Here is a 24,235-nt window from a genome sequence, read left to right as displayed (position 1 = left end):
GAGACGAACCCGCACCCACCCACGAGCACGACCACCCGGTCGGCACCCACGGCACCCGTGCCACCCCGCGCCCCCGCGCCCCCGCGCCCCGAGGGCGTCACCCCACGGGGACGCCCAGGGCCGTCGCCCGGTCGTGGAAGGCGCGGACGGGGGCGGCGTCGCGGTGGGCGTCGAGGCGGCGGCTGAAGTCGCGGACGTACTCCACGGCACGCATCGACCGCATCTCGACGGCCGCCTGCATGGCCTCCGCCCCGAGGGCGCAGGCGGCGTCGACCTCGCCGAGGCCGAGCCGCGCGGACGCCAGCACCGTGCGGCAGAAGACACGGCTGCGGGCGTAGGCGTGGCCCCGCAGCTGCAGCGAGCGCTCGGCGTGCTGCGAGGCCGCCCGGTACTGGCCGAGGTCCCGGTGGCAGTGCCCGAACTCGTCCGCGAGCTGCGCCTCGTCGAAGAAGCGCGCCCAGGGCGGTACGTCGTCGCCGGTCCTGACCGCCTCCAGGGCACGTTCCGCCCGCACCAGCGCCGCGGTGCACGCCCGGACCTCCCCCAGCAACCCGTGCCCGCGCGCCTCCGCCGCGTGGAACAGCGCCTGCACGACCGACGGGGCACCGCTGCCGACCCCCTGCTGGGCGACCCGCGCCAGCTGGACGGCCTCGCGGCCGTGCCCGAGGTAGACCGCCTGGCGGCTCATCGTGATGAGGACGTAGCCCCCGTAGACCCGGTCCCCCGCGGCCTGGGCGAGCCGCAGCGCCTGCACGAAGTATCGCTGCGCGAGCCCGTGCGCGCCGACGTCGTAGGAGGTCCACCCGGCGAGCCGGGTGAGGTCGGCGACCGCGGCGAAGAGGCGGCGCCCCATGGTCTCGCCGTAGGTGCCGCGCAGCATCGGCTCGGCCTCGTGCTCGAGGTAGCGGACGAGGGCCTGCCGCGCGTGGCCGCCGCCGTAGGCGTTGTCGAGGGTCCGGAAGAGTTCGCCGACGGACCGCAGGGCGGCGATGTCCCCCATGCCGACGCGCTGGCCGCCGCCCCCGAACACGGCGGGGGCGGCGGTCGCCACCGGTCCGGGCGCTCCGCGTAACCCGCCCCCGGCCCGCTGAGCGGGCAACCGCGCCGCGCCGTGCCCCGGTGCGCGAGCCGGTCCGTGGCCCGGGCCGGTCCCCGGCTCGGCACCGCGTCCCACCCGGTCGTCCGCCCGGCCGATCAGCCAGTCGCGGCTGGGAACGACCAGTCCCGCCGGGGTGAAGGCGATCTTGCGGAGGTCGGCCTGGTTCCCGGTGTCCTTCCGCCACAGCCCGGAGACGATCTCCACGGCCTCCTCCGGGGAGGAGGCGTACTCCAGCCCCGCGTAGACCGGGGCGATGGCATCGAGGCCGAGGTCGTGGGCGGACAGCCGCCGGCCGAGCCGCCGGGTGAAGACCTCGGCGATGAGTGCGGGCGTCGTGCCCCGGGGCTGCTGGCCGCGCAGCCACCGGGTGACGGAGGTCTTGTCGTACCGCAGGTCCAGACCGTGCTCGATGCCGAGCTGGTCCACCCGCCGGGCGAGCCCGGCGTTGGAGAACCCGGCTTCGGCGATCAGGGCGGCCAGTTGACGGTTCGGGGGGCGATGCGAGGAGCGGTCGGACATCAGTGGTGCGGTCCCCTGCCTTCCGGGCGTGCGGGCTTGCGGGTGTCCGGGCTTGCGGACGGGCGGGCGTTCGGCGTGCGGTCCCTGCCTGCGGCGGGCGGACCGGGGTCCGGCCCTTCGGCCGCGGCGCCGGGGCATCCGCAGAACGGCGCGAATGTAACGTTCTGTATCGACTCACTCACCACCCGAGAGCCCCGCATTCGCCGTATCGGGTGAATCTGCACCCACATATCGGCAGAACGCTTCCTTTGCCCGCTAATGGCTGCTAAGAACACCGGCCCCGTAAAGGGCACCACCGCACCGGACGTACAGTTGCTGAGGCGCTCATGACTCGTGGAGGGGCGTCGCGGAGAGGACCACAAAGGGAGCGGCCGTGAGTGACCTGCGCTTCGTCCACCTGGGCTTCGGCGAGGACGCGGTGGAGTACCTGGAGGCGTGGGAGGAGCAGCGCCGTGTGCACGCCGCGCGCTTCGCCGACGAGATCCCGGACACGTGCCTGTTGCTGGAGCACCCGCCGGTGTACACCGCGGGCCGCCGGACCGAGGACAGCGAGCGCCCGCTCGACGGCACCCCCGTGGTGGACGTCGACCGCGGCGGAAAGATCACCTGGCACGGGCCGGGCCAGCTGGTCGGCTATCCGATCCTCAAGCTGCCGCGCCCGGTGGACGTGGTCGCGCACGTGCGCCGCCTCGAGGAGGCGCTGATCAACGCCTGCGCCGAGTTCGGGCTGGAGACCACCCGGATCGAGGGCCGCAGCGGCGTGTGGGTGCTCGGCGACCCGATCGAGGACCGCCCGCCGGTCATCCCGGGCCTGACCCTGGACTTCGATCCGCGCCTGCAGGACGAGGAGTTCGACCCCCGCCTGTCGGGCCCCGAGTACGCCCCGTCCAACGCCGGCCAGCGCCGCGAGGACCGCAAGCTCGCCGCGATCGGCATCCGCGTCGCGAAGGGCGTGACGATGCACGGCTTCGCGATGAACTGCAACCCCGACAACACCTGGTTCGACCGGATCGTGCCGTGCGGCATCCGGGACGCCGGGGTGGCCTCGCTCAGCAACGAGCTGGGCCGCGAGATCACCGTCGCCGAGGTGCTCCCGGTGGTCGAGAAGCACCTGCGGCTGGTCCTGGAGTCGGCCGAGCCGCTCCCCCGGGCCATCCAGGAATCCACAGGCGTACGCTGATGTTCACCAAGGAAACGAAGCCTCGAGAGGGAGTCGGACGTGTCTGCTGTCGCACCTGAGGGCCGCAAGATGCTGCGTCTGGAGGTCCGCAACAGCCAGACCCCCATCGAGCGCAAGCCCGAGTGGATCAAGACCCGGGCCAAGATGGGTCCCGCTTACACCGAGCTGCACGGCCTGGTGAAGCGCGAAGGTCTGCACACGGTGTGCCAGGAGGCGGGCTGCCCCAACATCTTCGAGTGCTGGGAGGACCGCGAGGCCACCTTCCTCATCGGCGGCGACCAGTGCACGCGGCGCTGCGACTTCTGCCAGATCGACACGGGCAAGCCGCAGGCCCTCGACCGTGACGAGCCGCGCCGCGTCGGCGAGTCCGTCGTCACCATGGACCTGAACTACGCCACGATCACCGGCGTCGCCCGCGACGACCTGGAGGACGGCGGCGCCTGGCTGTACGCCGAGACCGTGCGGCAGATCCACGCCATGACCGCCGACCGGGCCGACGGCCGCACCAAGGTCGAGCTGCTGATCCCGGACTTCAACGCGGTGCCCGAGCAGCTCGCCGAGGTCTTCGGCGCCCGCCCCGAGGTGCTCGCCCACAACGTGGAGACGGTGCCGCGGATCTTCAAGCGCATCCGCCCTGGCTTCCGCTACGAGCGCTCCCTCGAGGTCATCACCAAGGCGCGCGAGGCCGGCCTGGTGACCAAGTCCAACCTCATCCTCGGCATGGGCGAGGAGCGGGCGGAGATCAGCCAGGCGCTGCAGGACCTGCACGACGCGGGCTGCGAGCTGATCACCATCACCCAGTACCTGCGCCCGAGCCTGCGGCACCACCCGGTGGAGCGCTGGGTGAAGCCCCAGGAGTTCGTGGAGCTCAAGGAGGAGGCCGAGGAGATCGGCTTCGCCGGCGTCATGTCGGGCCCGCTCGTGCGGTCCTCGTACCGGGCCGGCCGCCTCTTCCAGCAGGCCGTCGAGCGTCGCGGCGAGCGCGGCGAGGTCGTCGCCGCACAGGCGGTCTGATCACGCTCGGGTGACCCTTCCGGGTCGCCGCCGGAACGTGCGGTTCGTCACGTCAGGGGCCCCTCGGGGCCCCTGACGTGTCCCTGGCGAGTCTCTGACGTGCGGTGCGTCCGCGGAGGACGACGCAAAGCCACCGCCGGGGTTTCACGACGGTTTGACCGACCGGTCACGGACTGGTAACACAATGTGGTGACTCTGGAGAAGCGGAACACCCACCCGCGTCTGAGCCGTCCTGAGGGGGACACCACCATGCAGGCCGAGGTCGCACACCTCCACCGCCAGAGCACCATTCCCGGCGCAGCCGCCGGCGCGCTGCGCGCCGTGGAGTACTTCCTGTTCCGCGGCGCCGAGGAGACCGCCCGCCGCAACGCCTGGTCCGCCGTCCTGGAGGACCGCAAGCGCGCCAAGGACCGCCGCGACGCCCAGCATGTGATGGACGCCCTGGTGTCCGCGCGCAGCCCGCGCAGCGACATCCTCTAGGCGCTTCCGGGCAAACCCCGGCCGCGGGAAGTCGGACCCCCTCCGGTGGGGCCCGAGCCGCGCGGGCCACGTATCCTGTGCGGCATGGCGAGGGATACATCCGAGAGCAACCCTGGGCGCCTCAAGCAGATCGCCCAGACCTACAAGATGACCAGGCGTGTCGACTCCAAGGTCGGTCTCGTCCTTGCGGCTGTGGGAATCGTCACCTTCGGTGTCATCCTCGCCATCGGCTTCTTGATCGGTCACGAGATCTACGCCGGCATCCTGGGCCTCCTGCTGGCCCTGCTGGCGATGGCGATCGTCTTCGGCCGGCGTGCCGAGAAGGCGGCGTTCGGGCAGCTCGACGGGCAGCCCGGCGCGGCGGCGGCGGTGCTGGAGAACGTCGGCCGCGGCTGGTCGGTGACGCCGGCGGTGGCGATGACCCGCAGCCAGGACGTCGTGCACCGCGCGGTGGGCAAGGCCGGCATCGTGCTGATCGGCGAGGGCAACCCGAACCGGCTCAAGGGCCTGCTGGCCTCCGAGAAGAAGAAGATGGCGCGCGTCGTCGTGGACGTCCCGGTGAACGACTTCATCGTGGGCAACGACGAGGGCCAGGTACCGCTGAAGAAGATCCGCACCACCCTGCTGAAGCTCCCCCGCGTGCTGCCGGGCCCCAAGGTCACCGAGGTCAACGACCGCCTGCGGGCGCTCGGCGACCTGATGAGCAACATGCCGGTGCCGAAGGGTCCGATGCCCAAGGGCATGCGCATGCCGAAGGGCCGCTGATCGCATACGAACGGAACGCGAGGTGCCCCGGACGAATCACTTCGTCCGGGGCACCTCGCGTTCCCTGGCCGTCAAGGCCGCGCGGCGGTCACATCCGGACCTGGACCGCCTTCACGGCCTTGTCGTGCATGCCGCGGGTGTCGCGGTCCCAGACCGCCGCCGGGATGACCAGCAGGAGCAGCAGCGTCCGCAGCACGGCCGCGCCGAGGCCGAGCCGCCCGCCGTCCTCCCGGACCACGCGCAGCCGCATCAGGCGCTTGCCCGGAGTGGTGCCGACGGTGCCCAGCAGCATGACGCTCATGAGGCCGAAGACGACCGTCGTCCACGGGTTCGCCGCGGCCGCGTCACGGTGCGCGATCAAGCCGTATGCGATCAGCGCGCAGAGCGCCCAGTCGATGAAGAGCGCCGCGACCCGCCGCCCGACCGGGGCGATCGAACCCGGGCCCTCCTCCGGCAGTCCGAGGCGCTGTCCGCGGTAGCCGAACTCGACGCCCATCCGCTCCGCGGCGGCTTTCGGGCCCTCGATCCACGATCCGATGACATCCCTGTTGTCCACGCGTCCACGGTAACCCGCCGCTCCGGAGCCCCCGCGTCCGACCCGGCACCCGTACGACCCCTCGGTTAACCTGCAAGAAACAAATGGGTCACGACGGGGAAATGCCCGATCTCTATGGTCGGCACCAACGTGCGCCACCGCACTGGTCGCACCCATGAGCTGCAATCCGGCCTCCCGGGCCGGGCCAAGGAGGAGTTGGATGTCGTTCCAAAACGCCGACGAGGTGAAGAAGTTCATCTCGGACAACGACGTCAAGTTCGTGGACGTCCGGTTCTGCGACCTGCCCGGTGTGATGCAGCACTTCACTGTCCCGGTCCAGTCCTTCGACCCCGACGAGCAGCTGATGTTCGACGGGTCCTCGATCCGCGGGTTCCAGGCCATCCACGAGTCGGACATGGCGCTGGTTCCGGACCTCTCCACGGCCAAGCTGGACCCGTTCCGCAAGGACTCCACGCTCAACGTCAACTTCTTCATCCACGACCCGATCACCGGCGAGCAGTACAGCCGTGACCCGCGGAACGTGGCGAAGAAGGCCGAGGCCTACCTCGCCTCCTCCGGCATCGCCGACACCGCGTACTTCGGCCCCGAGGCCGAGTTCTACGTCTTCGACAGCGCCCGCTTCGAGACCAGCGCGAACCAGTCCTTCTACCACATCGACTCCGAGGCCGGCGCCTGGAACAGCGGTGCGGAGCAGGACAACCGCGGTTACAAGGTCAAGTACAAGGGCGGCTACTTCCCGGTCCCGCCGGTCGACCACTTCGCCGACCTGCGCGCCGAGATCACCCTCGAGCTGATGAAGTCCGGCCTGCAGGTCGAGCGCCAGCACCACGAGGTGGGCACCGCCGGCCAGGCCGAGATCAACTACAAGTTCAACACGCTGCTGGCCGCGGCCGACGACCTGATGCTCTTCAAGTACATCGTGAAGAACGTCGCCTGGCGCGCCGGCAAGACCGCGACCTTCATGCCCAAGCCGATCTTCGGTGACAACGGCTCCGGCATGCACGTCCACCAGTCGCTGTGGACCAACGGCGCCCCGCTGTTCTACGACGAGCAGGGCTACGCGGGCCTGTCCGACACCGCCCGCTACTACATCGGCGGCATCCTCAAGCACGCCCCGGCGCTGCTGGCCTTCACCAACCCCACGGTGAACTCCTACCACCGCCTGGTCCCCGGCTTCGAGGCCCCGGTCAACCTGGTCTACTCGCAGCGCAACCGCTCCGCGGCCATCCGCATCCCGATCACCGGTGCGAACCCCAAGGCCAAGCGCATCGAGTTCCGCGCCCCGGACTCCTCCGGCAACCCGTACCTGGCCTTCTCGGCGCTGCTGCTCGCCGGCCTCGACGGCATCAAGAACAAGATCGAGCCGGCCGAGCCCGTCGACAAGGACCTCTACGAGCTCGCCCCCGAGGAGCACGCGGGCGTCCCGCAGGTCCCGACCTCGCTGTCGGCGGTCCTGGAGTCCCTCGAGGCCGACCACGAGTTCCTCCTCCAGGGCGGTGTCTTCACCTCCGACCTGATCGAGACCTGGATCGACTACAAGCGGACCAACGAGATCGCGCCGATCGCCCTGCGTCCGCACCCGCACGAGTTCGAGCTGTACTTCGACATCTAGGAAGCCCGCAGGTCAGGGCCATACTTCCCTGACCTGGGCCGTCCATGGGCCGTGGGCCGTGCCTCCCCTCGTCGGGAGGCACGGCCCACGGCTCGTTGCCGTACGGCTCTCATGGAGCGGCAGAAAGCGCCTCTCCCACGCCCCGGACTCGGCGTCGACGGCCCTGCGGGCACGCTCTCGGCCAACGGCTCCATGGACTGCCGGCCGCTTGACTCCACCGACCTTCGTATCGGGCCGGCCGCGTGACAGACTGTCGTCCATGACGCACAGCCGAAAGGGCCATGCCGCGTAGGCGCCCCTCACGCCTCCGGGCGAACAACAGGCGCTTTGCCGCCAGTTGTGGCAGTTACTCAAAGATCGGCCGACTCTCGGGCCCCGCTCAAGCACACGTCATCGAGTTGGAACGAACACGGCTCCAGCCCGGCCGGATAGGGCAGGCTCTCTCCCGATGGGCGGCCATCGCACGAGCGCCGAAGGACCGGCTTCCCTCACCGTTCGGTGACCGATGCGGCGTCCCGGACTGCTGCCCCGAGCCCTCGGACGAGCGAGATCTACTGGAGCTGGCGATCCGTGCTCTTCCAGGAAAGACAGCAAGAGAGTTGCGCGGCATCGTGCGGCCTCTCGACCTGAAAATCCTCGAAAGACCCGATGCCGTGCCATACGGCGAGCCGACCCATTGTTGGTGGCGAGACGCCTTCTGATCCGACCGTGCCCCATGGCCGAGCCGGTGTGTCGCGGCCGTGACATGTCCGGCAATGCCGAGCGGACGCGGACACCGAACACTCCCGAGGATGGCGTGAAGGATCATGTTGCGCTTGGATGCGTGGTCGAAACCCGTTGTGACGACCAGCTGGGATCCGGCAACGCCAACGGAATCAATTCCGTCTACTGGGGGGTGCATGATGCGAAAGCCCACCGTGATCCTGGCGAGTGCCGTCGGAGCATCGCTGTTGTGTGTCGGCGGCTGGTTTGCGGCCGCGTTCGGGTACAGCCCGTGGTCAGGGTCCGGCCCGGTGTTCGGCGACGGCCTTGGCCGTTATCCCAACTCCACGGCGGCGGACTGGGTGTCCTACGCGGACCATGTCGTCGTGGCGACCGCGACGTCGGAGAAGGCGGTTCCTCCCGCGCAGAGCGAGATCGACCGGGGTGAGGGCCTTGTCGGCCGCTCGGTCGAGATGCGCGTGGATCAGGTGCTGTGGTCACGTGCGGGTACCGAGCATCCGGCACCGCGGACCTACACCCGCCAGTCCGCCGGCTGGGTCTTCGAAGGTGAACCCACCAATCGTCACAAGTACGCGCTGCGCGACCAACCCCGGATCGAACCCGGCCACAGCTATGTGATCGCCCTGCACTGGGAACCGGCCAAGTGCTCCAAGGGAGACAAACCCGAGGCCGCCGGCTGGGTCGGCCTCGGATTCGGATCCACCCTGCCCTTCGATGACGAAACGCTCGGCAAGGGAGAGATCGAAGGTACCGAGCGCCCCGCACCCTCCCCGTCGGCCCGAGCCACCACCAGCGACCGCACCCCCGTCGCCGACCTCCTCGCCGGGCAGGGAGTCGACCAGATCAAGAACCTCCTGGCCACGGCGTCCCCGACTCCCACACGCGCCTCCCCGTCAGCGGCGCCGAGAGCGGACGCCTCCGCCGCTGCCCCTCCGAGGACCTGCTGACACCGCCGCATACGCGGGGCCGCGGGCCCCGTGTGCCGGGCGGACGTGCTCCGGCGATGCGGAGGTGGCGGCCCGGCCGACCGGCGACCGGCCGGCCGGGCTGAGCGGCCCTGCGGGCCGCAGGCGGCCGGGGGCCGGGGGGGCCGGGGGCCGGGCTACGCGCGGCGGGCGACGCCCCCGTAGAAGCCGATCTCGCCGGACCGGTCCGGCACCGCGGTGTCCGGGCGCCAGAACGGGACCTGGACCAGACCGGGCTCGACCAGTTCGAAGCCGTCGAAGAACCGCTCGACCTCGGAGCGGGAGCGGAGGTTGAGGGTCGCGGTGGCGTTGTTGTAGACGGCCTGGGCCTCGCTGCGGTCGGCGAAGTCGTCGGTGGCGTGGGAGAGCACCAGGAAACTGCCGTCCGGAAGCGCGTCGCGCAGGGTGGCGACCACCTCCTCGGGCCGCTCGGCCTCGGTGAGGAAGTGCAGGACGGCGACGAGGAGCAGGGCCACCGGTTCCTCGAAGTCGATGACCCGGCGGACCTCCGGGTGCTCCAGGATGGCCCGCGGGTCGCGCAGGTCGGCCAGCACGACGCCGGTGGCGGCGGACCGGCTGAGCAGCGCGTTGGCGTAGGTGTTCACGATGGGGTCGTTGTCGACGTAGGCGATGCGCACGTCCGGCGCCGTCTCCTGCGCGATCTCGTGCACGTTCGGCGACGTGGGCAGGCCGGTGCCGATGTCGAGGATCTGGCGGACGCCGCTGCCGACCACGTACCGGACGGCGCGGCTCAGGAAGGCGCGGTTGGCCCGCACGCCGATCCTCACCTCGGGCGCCGCGGCGGCGAGTTCGTCGGCGGCCTTGCGGTCCACCTCGTAGTTGTCCTTGCCGCCCAGCAGGTAGTCGTAGATCCGCGCAGGATGTGGCCTGCCGGTGTCGATCTCCTCGGCACGGAAGCCGTTCTCCATCACGCTGCACTCCTCTCGGCGACCGTCCCGGGCCCTGCCCCGTGGGCGGCTGACGACAGCTTTTCATATCGTCAACTTCCCTGCCCACGGGCATAGTTCCTCGTCAGCGCGGGGGCAAGGGCGGCAGGGCGCCCGGCCCTCCGGCGACGGCGGGCGCGCCGGGTCCGGCACCGACCCTTATTGCACAGTGCTTGCAACAACGAGAGCCATGCATCAACATGGTGGACGAGGGCGGAGCCGGCCCGTCAGCCTTCGGTGGCGTCGCGCCCGCGGTCCCGGGCGCGGTCCTTCCCGCAGGGTGATCGTCTTTCCGACCGGCGCCCGCCGGACCCGGCCGGCCCGCCCTCACCGCAGTACGCAGTCCCCGCACAGGCCGCCGCCCGGCACGCGGTAGTACAGGCAGCAGCTGCGGCGGGCGTACGCGGGCGCCGCGGAACCGGTGAGCGCGAGAACGCCGGCGTCGCGCAGCAGGGGGTCCGCCATCAGCTCCGCCGTCAGCGCGACCGCACGGGCCGCCGCGTCGGGCCGCCCGCCCTCCCCGAGGCACCAGGCGTGCAGCACCCGCAGGGTGCCGGCGAGCGCGGACGCGGCATTGCCCCACAGCAGCCGGGACGACACCCCCGACACCGCGTGCACGGCCTCGCCCAGCGGCACCAGGTGGCCGTACAGCACGTCGTCGCGCAGCCGCGCGGCCGGCACCTCGTGCGGGCTCTCCGGCAGCCACAGCTCGTCCGGGGTGGACCGCCCGGGATGCCACCACAGGCGTCCGCCGGACAGGTCGGGCATGCGGCCGGTCAGCGCCGCCGGGCCGAGCGCGACCGACCACAGCCGCGCGGCGAGTCCCTGGTGGGCCAGCGAGGCGGCGACGCGCCGCTCGGGCGTGCCGAGCCGCCGCCCGACCTCCGCCACCCTGCCGGTGAGCGCGGCCGAGGGTCGCCCGGCGTACACCTCCGCCAGCGGTGCGAAGCCCTCGGCCCGCGGCTCCCCCGGCCCGGTGCGTACGGTGAAGAACGGTCCCACGACACCCTCCGCTCACGCCCCGGCGCCGTACGGGGCTCGCGCCGCCGGGTGTTCCCCGACCCCGGGCGATCGGACGGTACGCCGGTACGGCGGCCCGGACGGCCGCGTACGGGCCGGCGGTGTCCGGTGAGCGGGCGTCGGGCCCGGTCACCGTATCAGTGCGCCCAAAGGCCCCTGACGTGCCCGAGGTGACGGGTCATGACGGCCCGCGCGGTCGCGCCGTCGCGGGCCAGCAGGGCGTCCAGCAGCTCCAGGTGCTCCTCCGCCGAGGCGCGCAGCAGGCCGCGTTCGGCGAGCGCCGTCAGGCCGTACAGCCGGGAGCGCTTGCGCAGATCACCGACGACCTCCACGAGGTGCTCGTTGCCGGCGAGGGCGAGCAGCCCGAGGTGGAAGCGGCGGTCGGCCTCGACGTAGGCGATGAGATCGCCGGCCGCGGCGGCGGTGACGATCTCCTCGGCGGCCGGGCGCAGCGCCTCCAGCGCCGCGGCGTCGGCGGTGGCGGCGAGCGCCGCGACGGTCGGGATCTCGATGAGGGAGCGGATGTGGGTGTACTCGTCCAGCTGCCGCTCGGAGACCGCGGTCACCCGGAAGCCCTTGTTGGGCACCGGGTCGAGCAGCCCCTCCTTGGCCAGGTCCAGCAGCGCCTCGCGGACCGGGGTCGCGGAGACGCCGAAGCGGCCGGCCAGCGCGGGTGCGGAGTGCACTTCGCCCGGGCGCAGTTCCCCCGCGACGAGGGCCGCGCGCAGGGCGTCCGCGACGAGCTCGCGGTAACTGCCGGACCGCTGCCCGCCGAGGGAGGGCAGGGCGGGCCCGTCGTGCGCTGCCATGCGGTGGCTCCTCCTCGGCGGGGTGGCATGTATCCGACCAGTATCGGTGTCGTGGCGGCTAGAGGACGAATCCGGCGGGGAACGGGTCGGCCGGGTCCAGCAGGTACTGGGCGGTGCCGGTGATCCAGGCGCGGCCCGTGACGGACGGCAGCACGGCGGGCCGGCCGGCCACCTCGGTGGTGCCGGTGAGCCGGCCGGTGAAGTGCGTGCCGATGAAGGACTCGTTCACGAAGTCCCGGTCGAGGGGGAGTTCGCCGCGGGCGTGCAGCTGGGCCATGCGCGCGCTCGTGCCGGTGCCGCAGGGCGAGCGGTCGAACCAGCCCGGGTGGATGGCCATGGCGTGCCGGGAGCGGGTGGCCGTGGAGCCGGGCGCCAGCAACTGGACGTGCTTGCAGCCGCGGATGGTGGGGTCCTCCGGGTGGACGGGCGGCTCCTCGGCGTTGATGGCGTCCATCAGCGCGAGGCCCGCGGCGAGGATGTCGTCCTTGCGGGACCGGTCGAAGGGCAGGCCGAAGGCGTCCAGGGGCAGGATCGCGTAGAAGTTGCCGCCGTAGGCGAGGTCGTAGGTGACCGTGCGGCCGTCGGCGAGGACGGCCTTGCGGTCCAGCGCGACGCTGAACGAGGGGACGTTGCGCAGGGTCACGGCGGTCGCCGTGCCGTCGCTGACGGCGACCTCGGCGACGACCAGACCGGCCGGGGTGTCGAGGCGGACCGTGGTGACCGGTTCGGTCACTGGGACCATGCCCGTCTCGACGAGGACGGTCGCCACGCCGATCGTCCCGTGCCCGCACATCGGGAGGTAGCCGGAGACCTCGATGTAGATCACGCCGTAGTCGGCGTCCGGGCGGGTCGGCGGCTGCAGGATCGCCCCGCTCATCGCGGCGTGGCCGCGCGGCTCGTCCATCAGCAGGTGCCGGATGTGGTCGAGGTGGTCGCGGAAGTGGAGGCGGCGGTCGTTCATGGTGGCGCCGGGGACGGTGCCGATGCCGCCGGTGACGACGCGGGTGGGCATGCCCTCGGTGTGGGAGTCCACCGCGTGCAGGACGAGTTTGCTGCGCATGGGGGTGTGTCCTCCTCGTGGATCCGGGTCCGGGTCCGGGTCGGGGTCGGGGTCGGGCTGCCGGGTCGGGGTCGGGCTGCCGGGTCGGGGTCGGGCCGCCGGGCGGCGGGCCCTACGCCAGGCCGGCGGCGATCGCGGCCTCGGTGGCGGCCCTGACCTCCTTCTCCTGCTCCGGCAGCAGCGGCACGCGCGGCGGGCGGCAGGTACCGCCGTAGCGGCCGGTGAGGTCCATCGAGACCTTGATGGCCTGGACGAACTCGGTCCTGGAGTCCCAGCGCAGCAGCGGGTGCAGGGTGCGGTAGAGCGGCAGCGCGGTCGCGGTGTCCCCGGCGACCGCGGCCCGGAAGAGTTCCGCGCAGGCCCGGGGCAGGGCGTTGGGGTAACCCGCCACCCAGCCCTTGGCGCCCGCGGCGGCCAGTTCCAGCAGCACGTCGTCCGCGCCGACCACGAGGTCGAGCTCCGGGGCGAGTTCGGCCAGCTCCCAGGCGCGGCGCACGTCGCCGCTGAACTCCTTGACGGCCTGGATGTGGCCCGCCCCGTGCAGTTCCGCGAGCAGGCGCGGGGTCAGGTCGACCTTGGTGTCGTAGGGGTTGTTGTAGGCGACGACCGGTAGGCCCGCCCGCGCGACCTCCGCGTAGTGGGCGCGGACGGAGCGCTCGTCGGCGCGGTAGGCGTTGGGCGGCAGCAGCATGACGGCCGCGCAGCCGGCGTCGGCGGCGTGCTCGGCCCAGCGGCGGGCCTCGCCGGAACCGTACGCCGCGACGCCCGGTACCACCCGGTCGCCGCCGATCGCGGCGACGGCGGTCTCCACGACGCGCGCGCGCTCGGCGGGGGTCAGCGTCTGGTACTCGCCGAGGGAGCCGTTGGGGACGACGCCGTCGCAGCCGTTCGCCACCAGCCAGGCGCAGTGGGCGGCGTAAGCGTCGTAGTCGACGGACAGGTCCTCCGCGCGCAGCGGCAGCGCGGTGGCGACCAGCACTCCGCGCCACGGGCGGTTCGGGGCAGGACTCATGGCTGTTCCCTCTCTTCCTCTTCGTCTGCGTCGCCGGCCAGGAGGCCGAGCGGTACGGGCCGGGCGAAGGACCGCCCGGGGGCGGTGAAGGGGCACCCGGCGACGGCGGCGACGCCGGGGGCGCAGACGCGGCCCTGGCACCAGCCCATGCCGGCGCGGGTGAGCAGCTTGACCGTGCGGAGGTCGCCGGCGCCGAGGTCCCGGACGGCCTCGCGGACGGCGGAGGCGGGCACCTCCTCGCAGCGGCACAGCAGGGTGTCGTCGGTGACGACGGTCTCCGCCCAGTCGCCGGGGACGCGGTAGACGGCGTCGAGCGCGGCGGCGAACCTCCGCAGGCGCTCACGACGGCGGGCCGCCGCCGCCCACCCCGCGGGATCGGGTTGGGCGCCGCGCAGCCGGGCGGCGGCGGACCGTCCGGCGATCGTCCCCTCGGCGAGGGCCAGGTCCGCGCCGCCGATACCGGTCACCTCGCCGGCGGCCCAGACACCGGGGGTGGGGGTGCGCTGCTCGTCGTCCACCTCGAAGGAGTCGGCGAGGTCGGTGTGCGGCAGCAGGCCGTGGCCGACGGCGAGGGCGTCGCAGGCGACGCGGTGCCGCGTGCCGTCGGGCCCGGCCAGGGTGACCGCCTCGACGCGGTCCACGCCGTGGGCGGCCACGACGGTGTGCCGCCAGCGCGGCCGGATGCCGTGCCGGGCGAGCCGGGCGGCGTAGCCGGCGCCCTCCACCACCTTGCCCAGGGGAACGGCGGAGGCGTGCCGCAGCAGCCCTCGGGGGTCGGCGGCGTCGGCGAGCGCCGCGACGCGCGCCCCGGCCGCGGCGAGGCCCGTGGCGACCGGCAGGAGCAGGGGCCCGGTCCCGGCGACCACCACCGTACGTCCGGGGAGTACCAGGCCGCCCTTGAGCATGGCCTGCGCGCCGCCCGCGGTGACGACGCCGGGCAGCGTCCAGCCGGGGAACGGCAGCACCTTCTCGTAGGCCCCGATCGCGAGGACGACGCCGTCCGCCCGGACCGTGCCCGCCTCGAGCGTGTGGAGCGCGAACCCCGGCTCCACGGCCCAGACCTGGTGTTCCGCCAGGTGCGTCACGCGCCCCTCGCCGATGTGCGCCTCCAGGCGCTCGCTCAGCCGGCGCCAGGTACGCCAGGCGTGATGCAGCGCCCGCGCCCTGCGCGCCCGCAGCCCCGGTGCGGGCTGCCGGTAGAACTGCCCGCCGGGCTGCGGGGCGGCGTCGAGGAGGGCGACCCTCACACCCCCGTCGGCGGCCTCCAGCGCCGCCGCGATCCCCGCCGGCCCCGCCCCGACGACGGCCAGGCCGTACCGCTCCCCGCTCATGCCCGCCCCCCGGCCGGGGCGTCGTACGCCCGCCGGAACGAAGCGGCCCGGGCGAGACGGACGGGCCGCGCCGGCCGATCGGGGGTGACCGAGGAGACGGCGTCGGCGGTCTTCCGGGTCCGCTGCCGGCTCCGTTCCGGCACCCGCACCGTCGCCGTCGCCGTCACCGTCGCGCGGGCGCTCACGGCAGCTCCCCTGTCCCCACCTGGGGGTTGACGACGTCACCGGGGCCGACGGGGGTGACGCAGGCGCGTCGGCCCGCGTGGCCGTTGACCGTGACGAGGCAGTCGAAGCAGACGCCGATGCCGCAGAAGACGCCGCGGGGCGCGCCCTCCACGCGGGTGGTGCGCCAGGAGAGGACGCCGGCCGCCCAGAGCGCGGCCGCGACGGACTGGCCGGGGTGAGCCGGGACGGCGCGCCCGTCGAAGGTGAAGGTGAAGCCCGGTCCCGGTGCGGCACGGGCTAGGCGCGCGGGGGTGCGGCGGCTCACGGGGCGGCCTCCTCGGCGGGGAAGCGGTCGGGGCGGAAGGGCTCGAGGTCCAGATCGGGGCGGTCCCCGGTGAGGCACTGGGCGATCAAGTGGCCGGTCGCCGGGGCGAGTCCGATGCCCGCGCCCTCGTGGCCGCAGGCGTGGTGGAGCCCGGGCACACGGGGGTCGGGGCCGATCGCGGGGAGGTGGTCCGGAAGGTAGGGCCGGAAGCCGGCGTAGGCGCGCAGCGTCGCGACGTCCCGCAGCAGCGGGAACAGGGCGAGGGCCTGGGCGGCGAGACGGCGTGCGACGGGCAGGGAGAAGGTGCGGTCGAAGCCGACCCGTTCGCGGCTGGCGCCGATGAGGAGCGGTCCGGCCGCGGTCGACTCGACGACGGCGGAGGTCTGCAGGTCCGCGGAGTCGCTGGCGACGTCGGCGACGTAGTCGGCCGCGTACACCTTGTGGCGGACGGTACGCGCCGGCAGGGGCTCGGTGACCAGGACGAAGCCGCGGCGCGGCAGCACGGGCAGCCGTACCCCGGCGAGGGCGGCCACCTCGCCGCCCCAGGTGCCGGCGGCGTTGACCACCGCGGGGGCGTGGATGTCGCCCCGGTCGGTGCGGACGCCGCGCACCGCGCCGCCCCGGGTGCGGAGCACGGCCGTCACCGTGCTGCCCAGCCGCGTCTCCGCGCCCAGGTCGCGGGCGGCGCGGACGAGCCGGGCGGCGGCGAGCGCGGGCTGCACCTGCGCGTCCTGGGGGTAGTGGACGCCCCCGGCGAGGCCGTCCGCCAGATGGGGTTCGAGGGCGCGCAGTCCGTCCGCGGGCACGGGTACGGCCTCCACGCCGGACCGGCGCTGGGCGGCGGCGAAGTCGAGCAGGGCGCGCAGTCCGTCCTCGCCCGAGGCGACGACGAGCCCGCCCTTGGGCTCGTACTCGGCGGTCCTGCCCAGCCGGTGAAGGTCCGTCAGTTCGCGCCACAACCGCGCGGACAGCAGGGCGAGTCCGAGCTCCGGCCCCGGCTCCTTGTCGGAGACCAGCAGATTGCCCTCGCCGGCCCCGGTGGTGCCGCCGGCCACCGGCCCCCGGTCCACCAAGGTGGTGCGCAGTCCGGCCGACGCGGCGTGGAAGGCGCAGGCGGCGCCCACCATTCCGGCGCCGACGACCACGACATCGCAGCTCGTCGGCTTGCTCACGCCGGTAATATGTCACACAGCACAGCTCACAACCAGCCGTTGCGCCGGAATCCCCGGTGGATGACGAAGCACGCGACGACCATCACGCCCACCGCCAGCGGATAGCCGTAGGTCCACCGGAGTTCCGGCATGTGCTCGAAGTTCATCCCGTACAGTCCGCAGATCATGGTGGGGACGGCGAGGATGGCGACCCAGGCGCTGATCTTGCGCATGTCCTCGTTCTGGGCCATGGTCACCTGCGCGATGTTGGCCTGGAGTATCGAATTGAGCAGTTCGTCGAAGGAGTTGACCTGCTCGGTGGCCCGGGCGAGGTGGTCGGCCGCGTCGCGGAAGTAGGTCCGCAGGTCGTCCTCGATGCCCGGCAGAGGCTCCTCGGCGAACCGCTGGAGCGGCCGTCCGAGCGGCGCCACGGCCCGCTTGAGCTCGAGCAGTTCGCGCTTGAGCTGGTAGATCCGCCCGGCGTCGGTGCCGCGGCCGTGGTGGTTGGAGAAGACGTCCGTCTCGACCTGCTCGATGTCCGCGTGGACCGCGGCGGTGACGGCCAGGTACTCGTCGACGACATGGTCGGTTATCGCGTGCAGGACGGCGGCAGGCCCCTTGGAGAGCTGGTCGGGGACGGTCTCCAGGCCCTCGCGGAGCGGGCCCAGGGAGCCGTGGCCGCCGTGGCGCACCGTGATGACGAAGTCGGGGCCGGTGAAGACCATGATGTCGCCGGTCTCCACGACCTCGCTGGTCGCGGTGAGCCGGTCGTGCTCCACATAGCGGGCGGTCTTGAGCACGGTGAACAGGGTGTCCCCGTACCGCTCCAGCTTGGGCCGCTGCTGCGCGTGGACGGCGTCCTCGACGGCGAGCGGGTGGAGCCCGAACAACTCGGCGACACCGGCGAACTCCGCCTCCGACGGCTCGTGGAGCCCGATCCAGACGAAGCCCCGGCCGGACTTGCGGACCCGGGCGATCGCCTCGTACGCGGCGCAGTCGTCCTGGCGCAATCCGTCCATGTAGACAACGCAGTTCACCACGGAACTGCCGAGCGGCGAGCGCGCCGGGTGGCTGAGGTCCACGCGCCGTTGGCGCAGGTGGGTCAGGCGGACGGCTTTGCGGAGATTGCTGATCATCGACATGAAGGGCTCCTACGCAGGCATGCGGCCGCCAGTATTGCCCACGCCCCGCCCTGTTCGAGCCTTCCGTCTCATCGGCCTTCCACCCTGCGGGTCTTCGGCCTTCCACCCTGCGGGTCTTCGGCCTTCCACCCTGCGGGTATTCGGTGTACCGCACGCCTTCCCCGCACCCCGGCGGCAGCCGCGCGCGCCGGGCCCCTCCGGCCGGTGAGGGTGCACGGCGGGAGGGGCCCGGCGGGTGCGGCGGTGGAACGCCGCTGCCTCCTTCACATGGTGGTGGTACCGCGCTGGGTACGGCCGAGGGTGGCCGCGGCGACCAGGCCCAGCAGGCAGATCACCGCGCCGACGACGACGTTGTTGACGATCGCCCCGGTGCCGGGGCTCGTGGTGGAGACCACCCATGGCGAGATGATCATCCAGATGCCGAGGGCGGCGATGGCCCAGCTGAGGCCGTACATCCTGGCCGGTGCCATGGCGAGGCAGAGCCCGAGCAGGGCGACGGCGATGCCGATGACCAGGTTGTTGAGCGCCAGTTCGGGACGGGCGCCCGAGAAGTGGACCGTCCAGGGGGAGATGGCGCAGTAGAGGCCGGAGAGGAACACCGGCCCGTCGACGAGCGCCACATCCCGCCCGCCTTCGAGCATGCGGGCGTACCTGGCCCCCATCTCGTGCACATCGGGGTGACCGGAGAGGTCACCTGGACGGTGGGAAAGGTCGGCCATACGACTCGCCTCCTTCGTGCCTGCAAGTCGGACCGCACTGTACGGCCGCACGGCGACCGCATAACTATTGTGCGCTTCCACGACCTTTCTTGGTAGATATCCGTTTCATGACAATTCGCCGGTCGTGTTCCGCGACGCCGGAGGAGAATTCTGTGACGCATACGACATATGCCCGGATCATCCCGTACACGGCCGCGCCGTTGCGGGGCCCCGTACGCGGCAGCCCGCCGGGGCGGCGCGCCCTGGTTCGCGGGGGGCGCGGGACTTCTCTTACACTCCGTAGGGCTCCGGCCGGTGCAGGCCCGGGCATGCCACGTACTCCGCAGAGATGGGTCCCATGAGCGCCATCAGTATCGGTCAGGCAGCTGTCCTCGGCGTCGTGGAGGGGGTCACCGAATTCCTCCCGATCTCGTCCACCGGCCACCTGAAGATCACCGAGGGCCTGATGGGCATCCCGGTCGACGACAAGGCCGTCGTCGCCTTCTCCGCGGTCATCCAGTCCGGCGCCATCGCGGCCGTGCTCGTCTACTTCTTCAAGGACATCGTCCGGATCTGCAAGGCGTGGGGCCGCGGCCTGGTCAACCGAGAGGAGCGGTACCACCACGACTACAAGTTCGGCTGGTGGGTGATCTTCGCGACGATCCCGATCGTGATCGTCGGCCTGGCCGCCAAGCGGCTCATCGAGGGACCGCTGGCGTCACTGTGGGTGGTCGCGGGATCGCTGCTCGTCGGCAGCGGCGTGATGTGGGCGGCCGACCAGATGGGCCGCCACAAGCGCGGCGAGGACGACACCACCTTCAAGGACGCCATGCTCGTCGGCTCCTCGCAGATCCTCGCCCTGCTCTTCCCCGGCTTCTCCCGCTCGGGCGCCACGATGTCCACCGCGCTCATCCTCGACCTCGACCGCTTGGCGGCGACCCGGCTCTCCTTCTTCCTGGGCATCCCCGCGCTGACCGGCGCCGGCCTGTACGAGCTGAAGGACGCGCTCGGCGCCGGAGTCGACACGGCGCCGCTCGTCGTCGGTACGGTCGTCTCCTTCATCGTCGCCTACGCCTCGATCGCCTGGCTGCTGAAGTTCGTGGCCAAGCACTCCTTCAACGCGTTCATCATCTACCGGATCGTGATCAGCGTCCTGCTCTTCGGCCTGCTCGGCACGGGCGTCATCAACGCGTAGGCGTACGGCCCGACAGGGCCAGCGCCCGCTCGAAGGCGGTGGCCGCGGTGGGGTCGGGGAGCGCGACGGGCGCGGCGAACCCGTCGTACCGGCGGTACAGCCCGGCGTACCGGTCGACGACCTCCAGCACGAACTCGCCGAGGCCCGCGCCGCAGTGGTGCTCCTGGCCGGTGGCGCGGGCGACGTCCCAGCCGTGGACCGCGAGCTCCTTGACGATCATCGAGGCGACCTCGGCCGCCGGCATCACGGCATGGCCCAGGTCGATCTCGCCCTCCCGGACCTCGGGCGCCGCCCACGCGGCCACGGCCCGGTCCAGCTGCTCCGCGTACGCGGTGGCCCAGTCCGGGTCGGCGGTGAAGTCGCGGGCGGTGAGCTCCTCGGGGAGCGGCTTGCGCAGTGCCCGGTGCTCCAGGCCGTGCGAGGTGTAGAGGATCCAGTGGTTCAGCAGCGTGCGGGTGTCCCACTCCCCGCACGGGGTCGGCGCGGCAAGGCGGGCGGGATCGCCGCCCACCCCGCGGGCGACGCGGGCGGCCTCGGCGGCGGCTTCGATCATGTACGCGTGGAGTTCGCTCATGCGTCCATGCTGCGGAGGCGGCGGCGGCCGGTCTTGAACAAACGCGACAGCCGGGGGGCCGCCCGCCGGTCCCCCGGACCAGGGCCTACAGGTCGATGAGCACCTTGCCCACCGCGCCCTCCTCCACCGCCGTATGGGCGTCGCCGGTGCGCTCCAGCGGGAACCGGTGCAGCGGCAGACCGGCCTCCTCGCCGGCCCGCAGGGCGCCGTCGGCGAGGGCGGCCGTGAGCGCCGCCACCGCCTCGCGCTTGGCGGCCTCCGGCATGGTGTAGACGAGCACGCCCTGCCAGCGCAGATTGCGCGCGAAGCTCTCGCGGACGGGCAGGGTGAACTCGGCGCCGCCGTTGTCGGCGTAGTAGGCGACCACGCCGCCCGGTGCCAGCACCGCCAGGTCCAGCGCGGTGTTCACCGCGACGGCGACCTCCACGACGATGTCGATCCCTCCGGGGGCGGCCCGGCGGATCTCCGCGGCGGCGTCGCCGCTCCGGTAGTCGACGACGTGGTGGGCGCCCGCGGCCCTGGCGAGGCCGGCCTTGCCGGGGCCGCTGACCGTGGTCACCACCGTCGCCCCCGCCCAGCGGGCGAGCTGGATCGCCGCGTTGCCGACCGCGCCGGCGCCCCCCGCGACCAGTACGGTCCGGCCGCCGAGGGCACCGGGGGCGAGCCGGGCGGGTCCGTCCTCGGCCACGGTCAGCGCGCGATGCGCGGTCATCGCCGGGATCCCGAGGCTCGCGCCGGTGTCGAAGGACGCGGTTTCCGGCAGCGGCACGGCGTGCGCCTCGGGGAGCGTCAGGTACTGCTGGGCGGTGCCGTCCGCCCGCTGCCAGGCGGCCTCCCACAGCCACACCCGCTCGCCGGTCCGCCCGGGGTCGACGCCCTCACCGACCGCGTCGACCACCCCGGCGCCGTCCTGGTTCGGCACCTGCTCGGCGACCGTGCCGGACGGCCCTCCGCGCCGCGCCTTCCAGTCGGTCGGATTCACCCCGGACACCTCGACTCGTACCCGTACCTCGCCGGGGCCCGGCTGCGGCATCGGCCGCTCGGTCAGGCGCAGCACCTCGGGGCCGCCGCCTTCCGTGTACACGATGGCCTTCATGATCCGTACAAGGCGGCCGCGACGCGCATTCTTCCCACCGCGCGGGAGCACGGTCCGGGTAGGGTCGGCCGATGTCCTCCGCGACTGCCGATCCGCCGTCCCTGGAAGCCGCGTTCCCCGCCGCGCTCGCGCCGGACGTGCGCGCGGTCGCCGCTCTGCTGCCGCCCCGGCCCTTCGGCCCCTTCTGGGAGGTCCACGGCGATGTGCGGATACCGGTGCGCCTGTACCACGACGAGCCCGACCCGGACGTGGCGCCATCCCTCACCCCCCGGCAGCGCCTCGTCCTGCACTGCCTGTACGCGGTGCATCACGACGGGTATGTACGGCAGCGGCACGCGGCACAGATCGCCGGTGTGGCCGAGCCATGGGCCGTGCCCTTCGTGGTGCGGCTCACCGGCGAGTACGTGCTGGAGATCGTCGCCGACCTGCACGCACGGCTCACCGAGGCCCTGGCGCCGGGGAGCGAGGCGCGCCGCGTGCACGGGCGGTTCGCCGCGGAGCACCCGGAGTTCCTCGCCGTCACCGAGCGGCGCGCGGTGAGTTACTGGAACGAGTACCACTTCTGGTGGTTCCCCGAGTTCGGCGGCCATCCCGCGGCCGCCGTGCTCGAGTTGCTGCGGACCGCGGCCGTGGAGACGGCGGGCCGTGCGTGGCCGCGGCAGGTGAAGGCCCGGCGGGGCGCGCGCTGATCCGCGCTACGCCCGCACCGCCCGTTCGCACAGAACCGCCCCCGCCGGTTCGGCCGGTGGCTCGGGGAGGCCCACCGCGGCCGCGCCCGGCGACCGGTGCGGGGCGCGGGGGACGAAGGCTCCGCTGGTGCCGCCGCGACCGCGGTGGACCAGGACGCCGGAGACCGGATCGGGGACGGCGTCGAGCGCCGCGCGAGTTCCGGGCAGGGCGCGCCATGCGAGCCAGTGCTCCTCTTTGCGGAAGCACAACTCGAAGACGACGCCCCACCCGTACGTGTGCCATTCCCACGCCAGTGCACGGTTGGTGACCGCCGACTCCACGAGCGTCGGCGCGTACGCGTCACGCCATGCCGCGGCGGATGTGCTGGCGTTGAGGACTTCGATGGACCACCAGTCCGCTGCCATACCCAAAACGATAGGCACTTCGCAAGCCCCCCGCCAGGGTTCCGCCCCTGACGGCGCGTCACGCAGGGTCGGCCGAGGCCAGCAACTCCGTGACACGCGCCCCGAAGCGGGCGTCGCAGGGGTGGGGGACGCCGGTGCGCACAGCCGTGAGCAGGGCGTCGATGGCGTTGCGGAACGCGGGCACGGGCCCGTCGGCGCGGTCGGGGAGCGAGGCGACGCCGGAGGTGCCGCGCAGCTCGACCGTCATGCCGGCGGCCGCCGGAGGGGCGGTGAGGCTGAGCGCCGCGGTGCTGGAGGCGCCGCTGTCGTGCCGCAGCACCAGGTGGACGGTGTCCCCGGGGCCCTGGACGGCGGTGAGCGCGGTGACGTCCCCGAGGACCGGGAGCAGCACGGACAGCGCGTGCGGGCCGACGTCCCACAGCGCGCCCTTCTCACGCCGCCAGGGGGACGCGGCGAAGGGGCTGTCGCCGGAGGTGAAGACCGAACCGAGCCACTCCGCGCGGGCGGTGAACCAGCCGTCCTCGGCGGCCTGCTCGTCGACCCAGGCGGAACTCGTGGCGTCGAAGCGGAGGGTGAAGAAGACCACCGACGCGACCCCGGCCGCCTCGGCGGCGTCGGCGACGCGGCGGGCGTCGGCCGCGGTCGTGGCGACCGGCTTGTCCAGCAGCAGGTGGCGGCCGGCCTCGGCGGCGCGCACCGCCAGCGGGGCCTGCACGTCCGGGGGCAGGGCGACGGCGACGGCGTCCACGTCGGCGATGAGCTCGTCCACGTCGGCGTAGGCGCGGGTGCCGAGGGTCGCGGCGAGCGCGGCCGCCGCCTCGGGGCGGCGGCCCCAGATCCCGGTGAACTCGACGTCGGGGTGGGCGGCGAGGGCGGGGCCGTGGGCGATCTCCGCCCAGGGGCCGGTGCCGAGGAGTCCGATGCGCATGGTCACCGCTCCCCCGCCGGCTCGGTGTGGCTGCGGTACCAGGTGCGGTCGAGGTCGACGATGTCGACGGCGATCTGCACGCTCAGCTCCGGGGTCGGCGCGAGGTGCTGCCGCAGCAGTTCCAGTACCGCCTCGCTCAGCTGCGTCTTGGCCTCGGGCGTACGCCCGGACAGGATGGCGGCCTGGACGAGGACCAGCGCGTGCTCGGGGGCGCCGTCGGCGAGGACGTACTCCTCGGACCGCCGGAACCGGGTCTTGCACGCCTCGACCCTGGTGTCGATGATCTTGGTGACGAGCGGGTGCAGCGCGGTCGCGAAGCCGCGCCGGTCGAACGCGTCGGCGAGATTGCCCGTGTAGTCCACGGTGATGTGAGGCATGGCACACAGCCTACGTCCCTGGTCACGGGCGTCCGCGGGCGCCCGCGCGCGACGGCCCCGGCGCGGGTCCGGCGCGCCAACCCGCCCGCGCGCACGGGTGTTTCGACGCCTGCGGCGGCCGCTGCCGGGTGCTCGCGGGGTCGACCGGATCCCGGGACAGGGTGTCCGGCAGATGAGACGCCGTCGCGTTCACATCGGGTTAACACACGGGCAATGGATGCGAAATCACGGATTGTGACGCTGCAGCGGCAACACCCCACGCCCCGCAAGGCCCACGCCAACAAGGATGACGCCCGTGAGCTACAAGGCCGAGTACATCTGGATCGACGGTACCGAGCCGACCGCCAAGCTGCGCTCGAAGACCAAGATCCTCGCCGACGGCGCGGAGCCGGGTGTGT

The 24,235-nt window shown here is 72.9% G+C and carries 26 protein-coding genes and 1 pseudogene; 9 read left to right on the top strand and 18 right to left on the bottom strand.

Features of this window, described 5'->3' with window-relative positions:
- Nucleotides 1-97: 97 nt before the first annotated feature.
- Complete coding sequence (locus tag AB0F62_RS37505) at nucleotides 98-1,618, bottom strand: regulator (protein ID WP_361810073.1); 1,521 nt, start codon at nucleotides 1,616-1,618, stop codon at nucleotides 98-100.
- A 373-nt stretch (nucleotides 1,619-1,991) separates the two neighbouring features.
- Here AB0F62_RS37505 and lipB point away from each other — a divergent pair, with 373 nt between their 5' ends.
- The 4 genes from lipB (at nucleotide 1,992) to AB0F62_RS37485 (ending at nucleotide 5,057) form a co-directional block, all read left to right on the top strand.
- Nucleotides 1,992-2,798 (top strand): lipoyl(octanoyl) transferase LipB, encoded by an 807-nt coding sequence (gene lipB / locus AB0F62_RS37500; RefSeq protein WP_361810071.1) that lies wholly within the window; start codon nucleotides 1,992-1,994, stop codon nucleotides 2,796-2,798.
- A gap of 39 nt (nucleotides 2,799-2,837) precedes the next feature.
- Nucleotides 2,838-3,812, top strand: a complete 975-nt coding sequence (gene lipA, locus AB0F62_RS37495) for a lipoyl synthase (RefSeq protein ID WP_361810069.1) — start codon at nucleotides 2,838-2,840, stop codon at nucleotides 3,810-3,812.
- Between the two features lie 249 nt (nucleotides 3,813-4,061).
- Nucleotides 4,062-4,292: a hypothetical protein gene (locus tag AB0F62_RS37490; protein ID WP_361810085.1), complete on the top strand. Its 231-nt coding sequence runs from the start codon at nucleotides 4,062-4,064 to the stop codon at nucleotides 4,290-4,292.
- Between the two features lie 84 nt (nucleotides 4,293-4,376).
- Nucleotides 4,377-5,057 carry a DUF4191 domain-containing protein gene (locus tag AB0F62_RS37485; protein ID WP_361810067.1) on the top strand — a complete coding sequence of 227 codons (681 nt, stop codon included), beginning with the start codon at nucleotides 4,377-4,379 and terminating at the stop codon, nucleotides 5,055-5,057.
- Between the two features lie 88 nt (nucleotides 5,058-5,145).
- On the opposite strand, the gene AB0F62_RS37480 is transcribed toward AB0F62_RS37485, so the two are convergent.
- Nucleotides 5,146-5,613, bottom strand: a complete 468-nt coding sequence (locus tag AB0F62_RS37480; RefSeq protein ID WP_361810065.1) for an RDD family protein — start codon at nucleotides 5,611-5,613, stop codon at nucleotides 5,146-5,148.
- A 199-nt stretch (nucleotides 5,614-5,812) separates the two neighbouring features.
- On the opposite strand from AB0F62_RS37480, the gene glnA reads away from it, so the two are divergent.
- Entirely contained in the window at nucleotides 5,813-7,225 is a 1,413-nt protein-coding gene (glnA, locus tag AB0F62_RS37475) for a type I glutamate--ammonia ligase (protein ID WP_361810063.1), read from the top strand.
- Between the two features lie 899 nt (nucleotides 7,226-8,124).
- The gene (locus tag AB0F62_RS37470; RefSeq protein WP_361810061.1) at nucleotides 8,125-8,895 is read left to right on the top strand and encodes a hypothetical protein; all 771 of its coding nucleotides are present in this window, start codon (nucleotides 8,125-8,127) and stop codon (nucleotides 8,893-8,895) included.
- A 155-nt stretch (nucleotides 8,896-9,050) separates the two neighbouring features.
- Here the strand turns inward: AB0F62_RS37470 and AB0F62_RS37465 are convergent, their stop codons facing one another.
- The 11 genes from AB0F62_RS37465 to AB0F62_RS37415 all read right to left on the bottom strand — a co-directional run bounded on the left by AB0F62_RS37465 (nucleotide 9,051) and on the right by AB0F62_RS37415 (nucleotide 18,594).
- Complete coding sequence (locus tag AB0F62_RS37465) at nucleotides 9,051-9,845, bottom strand: SAM-dependent methyltransferase (RefSeq protein ID WP_361810059.1); 795 nt, start codon at nucleotides 9,843-9,845, stop codon at nucleotides 9,051-9,053.
- A gap of 342 nt (nucleotides 9,846-10,187) precedes the next feature.
- Entirely contained in the window at nucleotides 10,188-10,862 is a 675-nt protein-coding gene (locus tag AB0F62_RS37460; protein ID WP_361810057.1) for a (2Fe-2S)-binding protein, read from the bottom strand.
- A 155-nt stretch (nucleotides 10,863-11,017) separates the two neighbouring features.
- Nucleotides 11,018-11,689, bottom strand: coding sequence for a GntR family transcriptional regulator (locus AB0F62_RS37455; protein ID WP_361810055.1), 672 nt, complete (start codon nucleotides 11,687-11,689; stop codon nucleotides 11,018-11,020).
- Between the two features lie 58 nt (nucleotides 11,690-11,747).
- The gene (locus AB0F62_RS37450) at nucleotides 11,748-12,749 is read right to left on the bottom strand and encodes a proline racemase family protein (protein ID WP_361810053.1); all 1,002 of its coding nucleotides are present in this window, start codon (nucleotides 12,747-12,749) and stop codon (nucleotides 11,748-11,750) included.
- 112 nt (nucleotides 12,750-12,861) lie between these two features.
- A complete protein-coding gene (locus AB0F62_RS37445; RefSeq protein WP_361810051.1) occupies nucleotides 12,862-13,761 on the bottom strand; it encodes a dihydrodipicolinate synthase family protein in 900 nt (299 codons plus the stop codon).
- Complete coding sequence (locus tag AB0F62_RS37440; RefSeq protein WP_361810049.1) at nucleotides 13,758-15,092, bottom strand: FAD-dependent oxidoreductase; 1,335 nt, start codon at nucleotides 15,090-15,092, stop codon at nucleotides 13,758-13,760. The genes AB0F62_RS37445 and AB0F62_RS37440 overlap by 4 nt, the downstream gene beginning before the upstream one ends.
- Nucleotides 15,089-15,277, bottom strand: a complete 189-nt coding sequence (locus tag AB0F62_RS37435) for a hypothetical protein (protein ID WP_361810047.1) — start codon at nucleotides 15,275-15,277, stop codon at nucleotides 15,089-15,091. Before AB0F62_RS37435 ends, AB0F62_RS37440 begins: the two co-directional genes overlap by 4 nt.
- Nucleotides 15,274-15,582 carry a (2Fe-2S)-binding protein gene (locus tag AB0F62_RS37430; protein WP_361810045.1) on the bottom strand — a complete coding sequence of 103 codons (309 nt, stop codon included), beginning with the start codon at nucleotides 15,580-15,582 and terminating at the stop codon, nucleotides 15,274-15,276. The genes AB0F62_RS37435 and AB0F62_RS37430 overlap by 4 nt, the downstream gene beginning before the upstream one ends.
- On the bottom strand, nucleotides 15,579-16,754 hold the full coding sequence (locus AB0F62_RS37425) for an FAD-binding oxidoreductase (protein WP_361810043.1): 1,176 nt from the start codon (nucleotides 16,752-16,754) through the stop codon (nucleotides 15,579-15,581). The genes AB0F62_RS37430 and AB0F62_RS37425 overlap by 4 nt, the downstream gene beginning before the upstream one ends.
- A gap of 26 nt (nucleotides 16,755-16,780) precedes the next feature.
- Nucleotides 16,781-17,875 carry a magnesium and cobalt transport protein CorA gene (locus AB0F62_RS37420; RefSeq protein WP_361810041.1) on the bottom strand — a complete coding sequence of 365 codons (1,095 nt, stop codon included), beginning with the start codon at nucleotides 17,873-17,875 and terminating at the stop codon, nucleotides 16,781-16,783.
- Between the two features lie 263 nt (nucleotides 17,876-18,138).
- Entirely contained in the window at nucleotides 18,139-18,594 is a 456-nt protein-coding gene (locus tag AB0F62_RS37415; protein ID WP_361810039.1) for an SPW repeat protein, read from the bottom strand.
- A gap of 337 nt (nucleotides 18,595-18,931) precedes the next feature.
- Between AB0F62_RS37415 and AB0F62_RS37410 the strand changes: the two genes are divergently transcribed.
- Nucleotides 18,932-19,768: an undecaprenyl-diphosphate phosphatase gene (locus AB0F62_RS37410; RefSeq protein ID WP_361810037.1), complete on the top strand. Its 837-nt coding sequence runs from the start codon at nucleotides 18,932-18,934 to the stop codon at nucleotides 19,766-19,768.
- Here the strand turns inward: AB0F62_RS37410 and AB0F62_RS37405 are convergent.
- Both AB0F62_RS37405 and AB0F62_RS37400 read right to left on the bottom strand, forming a co-directional pair.
- Nucleotides 19,758-20,342, bottom strand: a complete 585-nt coding sequence (locus AB0F62_RS37405; RefSeq protein WP_361810035.1) for a TIGR03086 family metal-binding protein — start codon at nucleotides 20,340-20,342, stop codon at nucleotides 19,758-19,760. The two genes, AB0F62_RS37410 and AB0F62_RS37405, sit on opposite strands and share 11 nt — an antisense overlap.
- An 85-nt stretch (nucleotides 20,343-20,427) precedes the next feature.
- Nucleotides 20,428-21,438, bottom strand: a complete 1,011-nt coding sequence (locus AB0F62_RS37400) for an NADPH:quinone reductase (protein ID WP_361810033.1) — start codon at nucleotides 21,436-21,438, stop codon at nucleotides 20,428-20,430.
- 71 nt (nucleotides 21,439-21,509) lie between these two features.
- Between AB0F62_RS37400 and AB0F62_RS37395 the strand changes: the two genes are divergently transcribed.
- Nucleotides 21,510-22,127 carry a hypothetical protein gene (locus tag AB0F62_RS37395; RefSeq protein WP_361810031.1) on the top strand — a complete coding sequence of 206 codons (618 nt, stop codon included), beginning with the start codon at nucleotides 21,510-21,512 and terminating at the stop codon, nucleotides 22,125-22,127.
- Between the two features lie 6 nt (nucleotides 22,128-22,133).
- On the opposite strand, the gene AB0F62_RS37390 is transcribed toward AB0F62_RS37395, so the two are convergent.
- Genes AB0F62_RS37390 through AB0F62_RS37380 form a run of 3 tightly spaced genes read right to left on the bottom strand, consistent with a single transcriptional unit; the run spans nucleotide 22,134 to nucleotide 23,837 of the window.
- Entirely contained in the window at nucleotides 22,134-22,532 is a 399-nt protein-coding gene (locus tag AB0F62_RS37390; RefSeq protein WP_361810029.1) for a hypothetical protein, read from the bottom strand.
- A gap of 58 nt (nucleotides 22,533-22,590) precedes the next feature.
- Nucleotides 22,591-23,460: a Gfo/Idh/MocA family oxidoreductase gene (locus AB0F62_RS37385; protein WP_361810027.1), complete on the bottom strand. Its 870-nt coding sequence runs from the start codon at nucleotides 23,458-23,460 to the stop codon at nucleotides 22,591-22,593.
- Nucleotides 23,461-23,462: 2 nt separating this feature from the next.
- On the bottom strand, nucleotides 23,463-23,837 hold the full coding sequence (locus AB0F62_RS37380; RefSeq protein WP_361810025.1) for a 5-carboxymethyl-2-hydroxymuconate Delta-isomerase: 375 nt from the start codon (nucleotides 23,835-23,837) through the stop codon (nucleotides 23,463-23,465).
- Between the two features lie 295 nt (nucleotides 23,838-24,132).
- On the opposite strand from AB0F62_RS37380, the pseudogene AB0F62_RS37375 reads away from it, so the two are divergent.
- A pseudogene (locus AB0F62_RS37375) lies at nucleotides 24,133-24,235 on the top strand (glutamine synthetase); the annotation flags it as partial.

It is taken from the genome of Streptomyces sp. NPDC026673, from assembly GCF_040638135.1.
Taxonomy (GTDB): Bacteria; Actinomycetota; Actinomycetes; order Streptomycetales; family Streptomycetaceae; genus Actinacidiphila.
The sequence above is the reverse complement of the archived record's forward strand: the minus strand, read 5'-3'. Positions and strand labels throughout refer to the sequence as shown.